This is a genomic window from Flavobacterium cellulosilyticum (assembly GCF_004349355.1).
GTDB classification, from domain to species: domain Bacteria; phylum Bacteroidota; class Bacteroidia; order Flavobacteriales; family Flavobacteriaceae; genus Flavobacterium; species Flavobacterium cellulosilyticum.
This window is the reverse complement of sequence record NZ_SMFK01000001.1, coordinates 515,559-529,112: the sequence shown is the minus strand read 5'-3', so window position 1 is coordinate 529,112 and position 13,554 is coordinate 515,559. Positions and strand designations below refer to the sequence as shown.

9 protein-coding genes are annotated in these 13,554 nt (G+C 35.2%); all 9 read left to right on the top strand.

Translation table 11 applies throughout. The annotated features are described in order from the left end of the window. The first annotated feature begins 4 nt into the window (after nucleotides 1-4). Nucleotides 5-2,188, top strand: a complete 2,184-nt coding sequence (locus E0F76_RS01985) for an alpha-glucuronidase family glycosyl hydrolase (RefSeq protein WP_132000732.1) — start codon at nucleotides 5-7, stop codon at nucleotides 2,186-2,188. Between the two features lie 128 nt (nucleotides 2,189-2,316). Further along, the gene (locus tag E0F76_RS01980; RefSeq protein ID WP_132000730.1) at nucleotides 2,317-3,054 is read left to right on the top strand and encodes an SDR family NAD(P)-dependent oxidoreductase; all 738 of its coding nucleotides are present in this window, start codon (nucleotides 2,317-2,319) and stop codon (nucleotides 3,052-3,054) included. A 13-nt stretch (nucleotides 3,055-3,067) separates the two neighbouring features. Continuing rightward, nucleotides 3,068-4,237, top strand: a complete 1,170-nt coding sequence (gene uxuA, locus E0F76_RS01975; protein WP_165932616.1) for a mannonate dehydratase — start codon at nucleotides 3,068-3,070, stop codon at nucleotides 4,235-4,237. Then, the gene (locus tag E0F76_RS01970; protein WP_132000728.1) at nucleotides 4,238-7,138 is read left to right on the top strand and encodes a glycosyl hydrolase 115 family protein; all 2,901 of its coding nucleotides are present in this window, start codon (nucleotides 4,238-4,240) and stop codon (nucleotides 7,136-7,138) included. Nucleotides 7,139-7,164: 26 nt separating this feature from the next. Next, a complete protein-coding gene (locus E0F76_RS01965) occupies nucleotides 7,165-8,277 on the top strand; it encodes an endo-1,4-beta-xylanase (RefSeq protein ID WP_132000726.1) in 1,113 nt (370 codons plus the stop codon). A gap of 22 nt (nucleotides 8,278-8,299) precedes the next feature. Then, a complete protein-coding gene (locus E0F76_RS01960; RefSeq protein WP_132000724.1) occupies nucleotides 8,300-9,427 on the top strand; it encodes an endo-1,4-beta-xylanase in 1,128 nt (375 codons plus the stop codon). A gap of 4 nt (nucleotides 9,428-9,431) precedes the next feature. Then, complete coding sequence (locus E0F76_RS01955) at nucleotides 9,432-10,865, top strand: MFS transporter (protein ID WP_132000722.1); 1,434 nt, start codon at nucleotides 9,432-9,434, stop codon at nucleotides 10,863-10,865. Between the two features lie 29 nt (nucleotides 10,866-10,894). Next, the gene (locus E0F76_RS01950) at nucleotides 10,895-11,914 is read left to right on the top strand and encodes a glycoside hydrolase family 43 protein (RefSeq protein ID WP_132000720.1); all 1,020 of its coding nucleotides are present in this window, start codon (nucleotides 10,895-10,897) and stop codon (nucleotides 11,912-11,914) included. Nucleotides 11,915-12,265: 351 nt separating this feature from the next. Then, nucleotides 12,266-13,549, top strand: a complete 1,284-nt coding sequence (locus E0F76_RS01945) for a glucuronyl esterase domain-containing protein (protein ID WP_181954027.1) — start codon at nucleotides 12,266-12,268, stop codon at nucleotides 13,547-13,549. Nucleotides 13,550-13,554: the final 5 nt, after the last annotated feature.

Below are 13,554 nucleotides of genomic sequence, written 5' to 3'. Positions count from 1 at the left end.
AATAATGAAGTTACAATTTACACTATTTAATTTTTTTCAAAAGCTTCTTTTTTTATTCTTTTGTTTTTTTGGAATAGGCGAAAGTACTACGGCACAGGAAGATTATAAATTGTGGTTACAATATTACCCTATTGAAAATGTAAATTTAGTAAACACTTATACTTCTCAAATAAAAGGAATTACTGCTTTTGGTGAATCTCAAACAATTCAAATTGCTCAAAAAGAACTTCAATTAGGGTTGCAAAGCATGTTGTCTTCTCGAATTAATATAGAAAAAAATAGTGACTCGAAAGGGCTTATAGTAATTGGCTCTATTAGCAATCTTGACGATAATTTGAAACAGCAGTTGGCATCACAAATAACTTCAATAAACAATGAAGGTTATATAATTTCAAGTACTAGCAACAATAAAAAACTATTGGTAATAACTGCCAAAACAGATATTGGAGTATTATATGGGGTTTATCATTTTTTAAGAATGATTCAAACCAATCAATCAATTGATAATTTAGCCATAATTGATTCTCCAAAAATTAATGTTAGAGTACTGAATCATTGGGACAATCTTAATGGATCAGTAGAGCGCGGTTATGCTGGAGCATCGCTTTGGAATTGGCAAAAATTACCTGATTTTATTGACCAACGTTATATTGATTATGCTCGTGCCAATGCCTCAATTGGAATTAATGGAACGGTTTTAAACAACGTGAATGCGAATGCATTGATATTGACGCCACTGTATTTAGAAAAAGTAAAGGCTTTAGCGGATGCTTTTAGACCGTATGGAATTAAAGTTTATTTAACTGCTCGATTTTCAGCACCGATTGAAATAGGAAAATTAAAAACTGCCGATCCATATGATCCTGCAGTACAACAATGGTGGAAAGATAAAGCATCCGAAATTTACAAACAAATTCCAGATTTTGGCGGATTTTTAGTTAAAGCCAACTCAGAAGGACAACCAGGTCCACAAAATTATGGTAGAAACCATGTAGATGGTGCTAATATGCTAGCTGATGCTTTGGCTCCTTTTGGCGGAATTGTAATGTGGAGAGCCTTTGTATACTCAGAACATGATGCTGATGACCGAGCCAAACAAGCCTACAGCGAATTTGTTCCTTATGACGGAAAGTTCAGAGACAATGTCATTCTACAGGTAAAAAATGGAGCAATCGATTTTCAACCTAGAGAACCATTTCATCCTATGTTTGGAGCAATGCCAAAAACACCTTTGATGATGGAATTTCAAATTACTCAGGAATATTTGGGTTTTAGCACCCATTTAGTTTATCTCCCAAAATTATACCAAGAAGTTTTAGAAGCAGATACCTATAGCAAAGGAAAAGGATCAACTGTTGCTAAAATTATTGAAGGTTCCCTTGATCAACACAAACTTACTGGAATAGCAGGAGTAGCAAATATTGGAAATGATTTAAATTGGACAGGTCATCCTTTTGCACAAGCCAATTGGTATGGTTTCGGGCGTTTGGCTTGGAACCCCAGTTTAGATTCGGAGACTATTGCCAATGAATGGTTGCGAATGACTTTTTCTAATAATCCCAATTTTGTAAGTCCTGTACTAAAAATGATGTTAGATTCAAGAGAAGCAGTAGTCAATTATATGACACCGCTAGGATTGCATCACATTATGGACACAGGACATCACTATGGACCAGGGCCATGGGTTAGTGATTTATCGAGACCAGAATGGAATCCGGTATATTATCATAAAGCAGATAATAATGGAATTGGTTTTGACCGTTCTTCGACAGGAAGTAATGCTACTGCACAATACGCTCCAGAAGTAGCAAAACAATATAACAACGTTGCCACTTGCCCTGAAATAAACTTGCTATGGTTTCATCATTTGCCCTGGGATTACAAATTGAAAAACGGAGAAACCCTATGGAATGGATTGGCATTGAAATACCAAGAAGGGGTAAATCAAGTGACAACAATGCAAACGACTTGGGAAAAAATGAAATCGTATGTAGACGAAAATCGTTTTAAAGAAGTGCAGATGCTACTCCATATTCAACAAAAAGAAGCCAAATGGTGGCGCGATGCCTGCTTGTTGTATTTTCAACAATTTTCTGGAAAAGAATTACCAAAAGGAGTTGAAAAACCAGTACATTCATTAGAGTATTTTAAATCTTTAAAATTCCCTTTCGCACCGGGAAATAACTGAGTTCAAAATCAATTGCAATTTCAATGGCAATAAAAAAAATATATAAGTTCAACTGGCTAACTGTTTAATCGCTTTGGCATTTCACAATTAACCAATTAAACAGTTAACCGATTAAACTTAAAAAAAATATGAATACAAAAATAGCAATAGTAACAGGAGGTAATTCTGGTTTAGGTTTTGCAACAGCTAAAAAATTATGTGATAACGGTATTACCACTTTTATAATAGGAAGAACAAAAGAAAAAACAGAGGAAGCTTGCGCCGAAATTGGTGCAAATGCGATTCCAGTTTTATATGATTTGAATAATTTAGCTGGAATTCCAGCCATGATAGCTGATATTGCCAAAGGTGGTAACATTGACATTTTAGTAAACAACGCAGGAATCAATTCTAAAAAAGAATTTATTGAGGTAACGGACGAAGATTTCGAGTCCATTATTCATACTAATTTAAAAAGTGTTTTTGCAGTAAGCCGTGAAGTGGTAAAAGTGATGCAAAATCATGGAGGTGGAAGCATTGTCAACATCAGTTCAATGGCGTCACAATATGGTATTCCAAAGGTAATTGCTTATACAGCTAGTAAAGGTGCGATTGAAGCAATGACTAGAGCCATGGCAGTAGAACTAGCTCCAATGGGAATTCGTGTCAATTGTGTAGCACCTGGTTTTATCAAAACAAAAATGTCAGCAAAAGCATTAGACAGTGACCCAGAAAGAAAAAACAAGGTGCTTTCCAGGACTCCAATGGGAATTTTAGGAGAACCTTCGGATATTGGAGATGCAGTATTTTATTTTGCTACAAGTGAATCCAAATTTGTAACGGGAACAATTCTTCCTGTTGATGGTGGAAATAGTATTGGATTTTAATTTTAGATTGTAAATGAAAAAAATGCAACAAACAATGCGGTGGTTCGGACCTAATGATGCCATCTCATTACAAGATATTCGTCAATGTGGCGTAAGTGGTATAGTAACCGCTTTACATGAAATTCCTGTTGGTGATGTATGGACAGTTGAAGCGATACAAGTGCGACAAGAAATTATTCGAAATGCGGGAATGGAATGGACGGTGATTGAAAGTTTACCAGTTCACGAGGATATTAAAAAAGCCAACGGCGATTACTTGCTTTTCATCGAAAACTATAAGATTAGTATAAAGAATATAGCTCAATGTGGTATCAAAGTCATTACTTATAACTTTATGCCGATTTTGGATTGGGTACGAACTCATCATGCTTTTGAAAATCCAGATGGTAGCAAAGCCTTACTTTACAATCAAGTTGCTTTTAACTATTTTGATTTGTTTTTATTACAAAGACCTAATGTAGCTAACGATTATACGGAAGAAGAAAAACAAATCGCTTTGGCGTATGGAAACCTACTTTCTGAAGACGAAAAAGCTTTGTTATTTAAAAATGTATTGCTAGGATTGCCGGGAAGTAAAATCAATTTTACAAAGGAGCAAATCTTAAGCTTACTCGAAAATTACACTCATATAGACGACAATACTCTTAGAGCCAATTTGATATACTTTTTATCCGAAGTCGCTCCAGTTGCCGAAGAATTGGGTGTAAAACTAGCAATTCATCCAGATGACCCCCCGTTTTCCGTTTTAGGATTACCACGAGTCGTACGCAACGAAGCCGACTTAAAACTACTATTTGAAGCTGTCCCTATAAATGCCAACGGATTGTGTTATTGCACTGGTTCATTAGGTGCCGACCCTACAAATGATTTAGAAAGAGTGATTGACAATTACGGCGATCGCATTCATTTTTTACATCTAAGAAATGTGACTCGAGACAGTAAAGCGATTTTTAGAGAATCCGAACATTTGTATGGGGATAATCCAATTGCAAGTATTATGGAAAAATTGATTGTGCTGATGCAAAAAAGAAATATCAGTTTGCCAATGCGTCCTGATCATGGTTTTTTACATTCAATAGAAGACGGAAAAGAACAATACCCCGGATATTCCTTAGTGGGACGATTGAAAGGATTAGCGGAATTAAGAGGTTTAGAAATGGGTCTTCTACATAAAATGAAATAAATGAAAAATAGTATAAAGAAATATATTTATTGCTTGCTTTTTCCTTTATTGGTTTTGATGGCTACTAATACCTATGCTATCAATCCTAATAAATATGTTACAAACTCAGCTTCAAAAGGAAGTTTCCCCATTGCATCAAAAGGCAAATTGGCATCAATTGTAATCAGTGATAATGATTATGGGGGAGTTTTACGTGTGGTAGGACATTTAGAAAATGACATTTTCGCTGTTACTAATTTACATCCAAACAGAATTCAAAACAACAAATCAGGGGTTGAATATGCTATAATAATTGGTACACTAGGACACAGTACCATCATCGATCAATTAGCCAAAGAAGGAAAAATAAACCCCGCAGAACTGCATGGGAAATGGGAAAAATTTACTACTCAAATTGTAGAAAACCCAACGAAATCTATCAAAAGAGCCTTAGTTATTGCTGGATCTGACAAACGCGGAACAATCTATGGTATCTATGATTTATCAAGTCAAATTGGGGTTTCGCCTTGGCATTTTTGGGCTGATGTTCCCGCAAAAAAGCAATCAGAATTACATGCTCTTTCAGGAATTCATAGCTTAGGGGAACCAAAGGTGAAATACCGAGGCATTTTTATCAATGACGAAGCTCCCGCACTAACAGGATGGGTTCGTGACAATTACGGAAAATTTAATGCTAAATTTTACGATACCGTTTTTGAGTTAATTCTCAGAATGAAAGGCAATTATTTATGGCCTGCCATGTGGAGTGAAAAATTTTACGCTGATGATCCACAAAACGGAATTTTAGCGGACGAATACGGGATTGTAATGGGAACTTCGCACCACGAACCATTAGCAAAAGCCCATGGAGAATGGAACAAAGCCGTTAATGGAGCATGGGATTTTAATAAAAATCCTGAGGGTTTAAAAAAATTCTGGACAGAGGGAATGCAACGAATGGGCAACAAAGAAACCATGGTAACCATCGGGATGCGTGGCGATGGTGATGAACCCATGACCGAAGGAACTGCAATTAGCCTTTTGGAAAATATTGTAAAAACACAGCGTGAAATTATCAGTAGTGTGACCAAAAAACCTGCGGATCAAACGCCACAAATGTGGGCTTTATACAAAGAAGTTCAGGATTATTATGACAAAGGCATGCAAGTTCCAGATGATGTAACGCTATTGCTGTGCGATGACAATTGGGGAAATTTACGAAAATTGCCTGAATTAGATGCGAAACCTCGTAAAGGCGGTTATGGAATTTACTATCACTTTGATTATGTGGGTGGTCCAAGAAGTTATAAATGGATTAACACCAACCAAATCGAACGCACTTGGGAGCAAATGCATTTGGCTTATGAGCATGATGTCAATCAAATATGGATTGTGAATGTAGGAGATATTAAACCCGTAGAATTTCCGCTTGAATTTTTCATGGATTATGCCTGGAATCCAGAAGCTTGGAATGCTGGTAATTTACAAGACTATTATACCCAATGGGCTTCGGCTAATTTTGGAGAGCAAAATGCAACAGCTATTGCTACACTTTTGAAAATGTACAGCAAGTACAATGCACGAAAAAAACCCGAATTATTAAATGCTACAACCTATAGCCTAACGGATTATAACGAGGCTGAAACGGCCGTTTCAGAGTATAATGCTTTGGCAAAAAAAGCGCAAGAAGTAAATAATCAATTGCCCGCTGAATTTAGAGATGCTTTTTATCAATTGGTTTTATATCCTGTTCTAGCAAGTGCCAATTTACATGAATTGAATGTTGCTGTTGCAAAAAACAGCCTGTATGCAAGCCAAGGAAGAGCAGCGACAAACAATTATGCCACCAAAGTAAAAACATTGTTTGATAATGATGCTGAGCTTTCGGATTATTACAATACAACAATGGCAAATGGCAAATGGAATCACATGATGTCGCAAACCCATATTGGTTATACAATTTGGTCAGATCCTAAAACGAATATCATACCTGCAACAAAAACCATTAGCATTCCAAGTGCAGCTGAAATGGGTGTTACTATTGAAGGAACTACTGAATGGTGGCCAAATGCAACTGAAGAATCCATATTGCCAGCGTTTAATTCACTTGACAACACTTCGTCCTATATTGATATCTTTAATAGAGGAACAAAACCTTTTGATTTTTCTATATTTTCCAAATCAGATTGGATTAAATTTTCTAAATCGAAAGGAGCGATTGACCAACAAGAGCGTATAAAAGTAGGAATCATTTGGGAAAAAGCGCCACAAGGTACTCAAACGAGCACAATTGTAGTTTCTGGAAATGGTAAAAGCATTCCAATTCTAATTAAAATCATCAATGAAAAACGAGAAGGTAATGTTGGTTTTGTAGAAAACAACGGATTCATTGCTATAGATGCAGAACATTATGCAGACAAAACTGAACCTGAAACTTATAAATGGGAAACGGTTGAAAACTTAGGTAAAACGAACTCATCTGTCATTTCTTTACCTATCAAAAAAGGTAGAGTTGAATTAAATGCCAATTCACCAAAACTTTCTTACAATGTAAATTTTAAAAATACAGGAACTGTAAAAGTGAGCATGTATTTTTCTCCAACGATTAATTATTCTACAAGAGAAGGTATGTATTTTGGTTTATCTTTTGACAAGGAAAACCCTGTGAAAGTAAATTACGATTCAGATCCTTATATTTTTGATTACAATGGTAAAGTTCCTAAATACTGGGATAAAAATGTTTCTGAAAGCATTAAAGTAGTTACTACTGAATTTAAGATTGCAACTCCTGGAAATCATATTTTAAATTACTATAGAATCGATGAGGGCTTAGTACTTCAAAAAATTATTATAGAAACCGAAAAAAGCGAATTAAAAAAAACAAATTTAGGTCCTCCTGAAAATTTTAACATAAAAAATTAACCAAAACCTAAAATAAATTATTGAATATGAACATCAACAAAATTTCATCAGCATTTGCAATAATTATTGCCACGACCATAGTAAGTTGTGGCGGAGGATTAGAAACTGACCAAGTATACACTACGCCAAAACCAACTCCTGCGCCCAATGCTATTACCTTAAAAGCAGCCGCTACATTTCCTATAGGAAATATTGTTTCTGCGAACAGACTATCTGGTTCTGATAATAATTTTACCTCTATATTAAATAAAGAATTCAACAGCATCACAGCGGAAAACGACATGAAAATGGGAGCAATGTTTACTGGACAAAACACCTATGATTTTAGTAGAGGAGATGCAATTGTAGCTTATGCTAAAGCAAATGGATTTAGAGTTCATGGGCATGCCTTGGTTTGGCATGCATCAATACCTACGTGGTTAAAAAATTTCACAGGAACAGATGTAGAATTTGAAGCACAAGTGAAGGGATATATAAAAGCAACGGTAGCACATTTTGCTCTTGCCAAAACCACCGATGGAAAGTCAGTTGTAGCAAGTTGGGATGTTGTAAATGAAGCCTTTACAAACGAGGCTCTTGCAGGCCCGTTTTATGCTAAATTAGGACCAGACTACGTTGCCAAATGCTTCACTTGGGCCAAAGAAGCTAATTCCGAAGTTAAATTATTTTACAATGATTATAATTTAGACAGTCAAACATCAAAAGTTAAGAGTGTGGTTGATATGGTGGCCGATTTCAAAAAAAGAGCTATTCCTATAGATGGAATTGGTTCTCAAATGCACGTAGGCTATTCTTATCCTGACATAGCGACCATAAGTACAACTTTGTCACCTCTTGTGGGTACTGGATTATTAATTCATTTCTCTGAATTGGATATGTCTGTCAATAGAGATTTAGCGTTAACTTCTTTTACCGCAGAAAGATCAAATGCTCAAAAGGAAAAGTATAAAAGCATAGCGGTTTTGTATAAAACAATTCCAAGTGCCCAAAGATTTGGAATTACATTTTGGGGAGTTAGAGATAATGACTCTTGGTTAAGAGGTTGGCCTGTCGTAACAGAATATGAATGGCCATTATTGTTTGACTCAAATTATGGATACAAAGCTGCCTATACCGGATTTCTTGAAGGATTAAAATAACTAAATATAAATCAAAAAAATAATGAAAATAAGTAAAACCCTATTATTACTAGTAACAGCAACACTTGCATTAAGTAGTTGCTCATCGGTACAAAAAAAAACTGATTCAACCGTTTCGCTTAAAAATGCATTCAGCGGTGACTTTTACATAGGAACAGCACTAGATGAAAGTCAAATTGAAGAGAAAGACCCAAAAGTCACTAAATTGATTTCAACAGAATTCAATGCTATTACTTCTGAAAATATCATGAAATCGATGTTTGTTCATCCAGAAAAAGACAAATTTAATTTTGAAACAACAGATAAGTATGTTGCTTTCGGAAAAAAACACAAAATGTTTATTCATGGTCATACTTTAATTTGGCATAGTCAATTACCTAAGTGGTTTTCTGAAATAAAAGACAGCGCAGAAATGAATGCAGCATTAGAAAATCACATTACTACTATTGTAAAAAAATACAAAGGACAAATTGATTCCTGGGATGTAGTCAATGAAGCCGTTAACGATGATGGAAGTTTAAGAAAATCGGTGTTTTTAAAAGTACTTGGAGAAGATTTTATTGCAAAATCGTTCCAACTTGCAGCGGCAGCTGACCCTAAAGTCGACCTATATTATAATGATTACAGCATGACTAATCCAGCAAAAAGAGAGGGTGTAATTCGAATGGTAAAAAAAATACAAGAAAAAGGAGTTAAAATTGATGGTATTGGAATGCAAGGACATTGGCATCTTGATAGTCCAAAAATTGAAGAAATTGAAAAAAGTATTATTGCATATTCTAATTTGGGAGTAAAAGTGTCTATTACAGAACTTGATGTATCCGTTTTACCAAGTCCTTATGGATTACAAGGCGCAGATGTAAGCCAAAGATTTGAAAATAATGAAAAGATGAATCCCTACCCTAAAACTTTACCAGATTCTATGCAAGTTAAACTTGCTCAACGCTATAATGAAATCTTTAAATTATTTTTAAAACACAAAGACAAAATAAGTAGAGTAACTTTTTGGGGAGTAAATGATTCTCAATCGTGGTTAAATAACTTCCCTATTAGGGGAAGAACTGACTATCCTTTACTATTTGATACCAATTTAGAACCAAAGAAAGCATATTATCAAGTTTTGAGTTTAAAACAAAAAGAAAAAAAATAACTTCATGAACACTACTTCACAAAAATTATCAATTAAAGAAAAAATTGGATACAGTTTAGGAGATCTCGCCGCAAATTTGGTGTTTCAAACCTTAATGACCTATTTAGCTTATTTTTATACCGATATCTATGGTTTATCTCCAAAACATGCATCCATAATAATGTTAGTTGTTGGATTAATAGCTGCTTTTGTATTTAATCCAATTATTGCAGTATTAGCAGATAGAACGAACTCTCGTTGGGGAAAATTTAGACCATGGATATTATGGTCGGCTGTACCTTTAGGAGTTATTGCATTATTGGCTTTTACCACTCCCAATTTCTCCTATCATGGAAAGGTAATTTATGCTGTGGTAACCTATACTTTTTTATTGATGCTTTATGCTGCCAACAACTTACCTTATTCTGCTTTAAGTGGAGTAATTACTGGTGATATGTCAGAAAGAAATAGTTTGTCCTCCTACCGATTTGTAGCTGTGATGTTTGCTCAATTTTTTGTTCAAGTGTTTATGTTAGGAATTATCAAAAGTGCCGGAAATGGGGACAAAGCCATTGGAATTGAAAAAGTAATGACCGTATTGGCTATCGTGGGAACTATAATGTTATTAATTACTTTTTTAACAACCAAAGAGCGAATAGTTCCAAAATCAGAACAAAAATCTAGTGTCAAAGAAGATTTAGGAGATTTGGTAAAGAACAAACCTTGGCTCATTATGTTAAGCCTCACAACATTAGTATTTATTACTTTAGCAATAAAAGGAGGCTCTTATGTTTACTATTTTGAAAACTATGTTGACAAAGAGGAATTGGCTTTATTTATTCAACCAATTTTAGATTTTCTTTCCACAATTGGTTTGAATACTTTTGGAAACGATCCTGTTTCAGCTGGATTTGGATTGTTTAATGCTGGCGGCATTATTTTTATGATAGTTGGGATTACATTGTCTAAAAATTTAGCCGATAAATATGGTAAAAGAAACGTATTTGGATTGTTCCTTTTCATCTCAACACTTTTTATACTTGCCTTTTATTTCTTTTCACCTACATCAGTTGCTTTGATGTTTTTTTCACAAATTTTGCACGGTTTTTTCTATGGAATTACAATCCCACTTTTATGGGCTATGATCGCTGATGTAGCAGATTACTCTGAATGGAAAAATAATCGCAGAGCAACGGCCATTATTTTTTCGGCAATGATGGTGGGTTTAAAAGCGGGATTGAGTATTGGAGGTGCAATGACTACTTCAGTTTTAGGCTTATTTAACTATGTTCCCAATTCATTGCAACAAGCAGAAAGTGCTATAAATGGAATTAAATTATTGGTAAGCATTATTCCCTCGATACCATTTATAATAGGAGTAGGGCTCTTATTTTTCTATGAAATCAATAAGAAAATGGAAGTTGAAATAGAAGCTGATTTAAAAAAACGACGACTTTAATTAGTATACATTAAATAAAAAATACGATTATGCCTGAAGAAAGTACAGAAAATATGGATTTCGAAATAATAAATAATAAGGCGATTTCACAACCTTTAGTTTCTCACATGTATACTGCTGATCCATCTGCACATGTATTTAACGGAAAAATATATATTTATCCTTCTCATGATATCGACGCTGGAATCCCATTTAACGACAATGGAGATCATTTTGGAATGGAAGATTATCATGTTATTTCAATGGAAGCTATAGATTCTCCTGCAGTTGATAATGGACTAGCCTTGCATGTAAATGACGTTCCTTGGGCCGAAAGACAGATGTGGGCTCCTGATGCTGCTCACAAAAATGGCAAATACTACCTTTATTTTCCTGCCAAACGTGGAGATGGTATATTCCAAATTGGTGTGGCAATTGGTGATACTCCTGCTGGTCCTTTCCTAGCCGAAAAGGAAGCCATAAAAGGCAGTTATACTATAGACCCAGCTGTTTTTGAAGATGAAGACGGAAAATACTATATGTATTTTGGTGGTATTTGGGGAGGCCAATTGCAAAAATATAGAAATAATACCTATGATGAAGCCAATGAAGAACCAACAGCAGATCAAGCTTCTTTGGGTCCGATTATTGCGATGCTTTCAGAAGACATGAAAGAATTTGCAGAGGTACCCAAAGAGATCCAAATTTTGGATGAGAACGGTGCTGTTTTGTTAGCTGGAGATAATAGTCGTAGGTTTTTTGAAGCTGCTTGGGTTCATAAATACAATGGGAAATACTATTTCTCTTATTCTACAGGTGACTCCCATTATATTTGTTATGCTACAGGCGATTCTCCTTATGGACCATTTACTTATCAAGGTGTTATACTTGAACCTGTTGTGGGTTGGACTTCTCACCACTCCATTTGTGAAGTAAATGGGAAATGGTATTTATTTTATCATGATTCTAGCTTATCAAAAGGAATAACTCATTTACGTTCTATAAAGGTAACTGAAATTGAGTATAATGAAGATGGAACTATCGTGACGATACAACCCTATCTTATATAATTTACAAGATTTAAACTGTATTAGATAAATTGTTAAAATTAAATCAAGCTTCTCCTTTTTGATGAACAATTTATCTAATATAACAACTTCGCAACTTCCTTAATTATTTGAATAGCAATATGAAATAATTAAAAACGAAACACAATCGCTTGTGTTTCATAAATATTTTTATTTAAATTAGCTAAGCCTATCAATTATAGATACTTAATACTAAGTAAGGATAATTGATTTTTTTTAAGTCATTAACACAACCGATTGTGCAAAACAAATCATTTAAAGGAATTCCAATGGATTATAAACGAGAATCATAGGATTAAACCAAAATAATTAATTAACGGAAAACCTTTAAAAATGAAAAAAAAATTAACCCTATTGGCGCTTATAACAAGCGCATGTATAACATTCAATACCTATGCACAGCACCCCGCTGTTTATAATAGTGAGAATACAGGAGTGTCTTGTGCTGCGACTCCACTTCCTTCACCTAACAATCTTATAAACTACCCAATGCTTCCTGATCCTTTTGCATGGTCTAATGGAAGTGGGAGGTCAACTAATTTCAATGATTGGGAATGTAGAAGGAATGAAATTAAAGCCGAAATTCAACAATATGAAATAGGATTGAAGCCCGTTCGTCCCGCTAATATTACAGCTTCCTATACTGGTGGGGTTCTAACTGTAGTAGTTGTCGAAAATGGACAAACACTTACTTTAATTTCAAATGTAACCATCCCAACAGGTGCTGGTCCTTTTCCTATAATAATAGGGATGAACAGTGGAACAGGAAGCCTACCTGCAACCCTTTTTGCAAATGCAATCAAAATCCCATTCATTCACAATCAGGTAGTAACCTATTCGCAAGGAAGTAGAAATGCAGCGGATCCATATTTTAAACTCTATCCACAATTTCATCCAGATGCTGATACCTATACTATGGGTAATTACAGTGCTTGGTCCTGGGGAGTTAGTCGCTTGATTGACGGAATAGAAATAGTAAAAGCTCAGATTAACGCTGATGTAAGCCATATTGCTGTAACAGGTTGTTCGTACGCTGGTAAAATGGCATTATTTGCAGGTGCTTTTGATGAACGTATCGCATTAACTATCGCACAAGAATCGGGTGGAGGAGGAGCTCCTTCTTGGCGTGTATCTGAAACTACTCCTGGTGTTGAAAAAATAGACAACACCAACTATTCTTGGTTTTTACCCAATATGGGAAGTACTTTTAGTGGTAGAGCCAGTGTTTTGCCTCACGATCATCATGAATTAATGGCCATGGTAGCCCCAAGAGCATTATTAGTAACAGCAAATACTGATTTTCAATGGCTGGCTAATGAATCCGCTTATGTGTCGGCTAGAGCAACTGAGGAAGTGTACAAGGAATTTGGTATTTCAGACAGATTTGGGTTCTATATTGATGGAGGACATGGTCACTGTGCAGTTCCAGCTACTCAAACTCCAGCAATAAAAGCATTTGTGGATAAATTCCTTTTTGAGGATAAAACTGTTAATACGGATATCCACGAGCATCCTTATCCGAACACGGATTACAATATGTGGATTCAAAGTTGGAAAACTCCTGCAGATCCCAACACTCCAAGTGTGACTAATACAAGTCCAACAAATAAAAAATAATACGC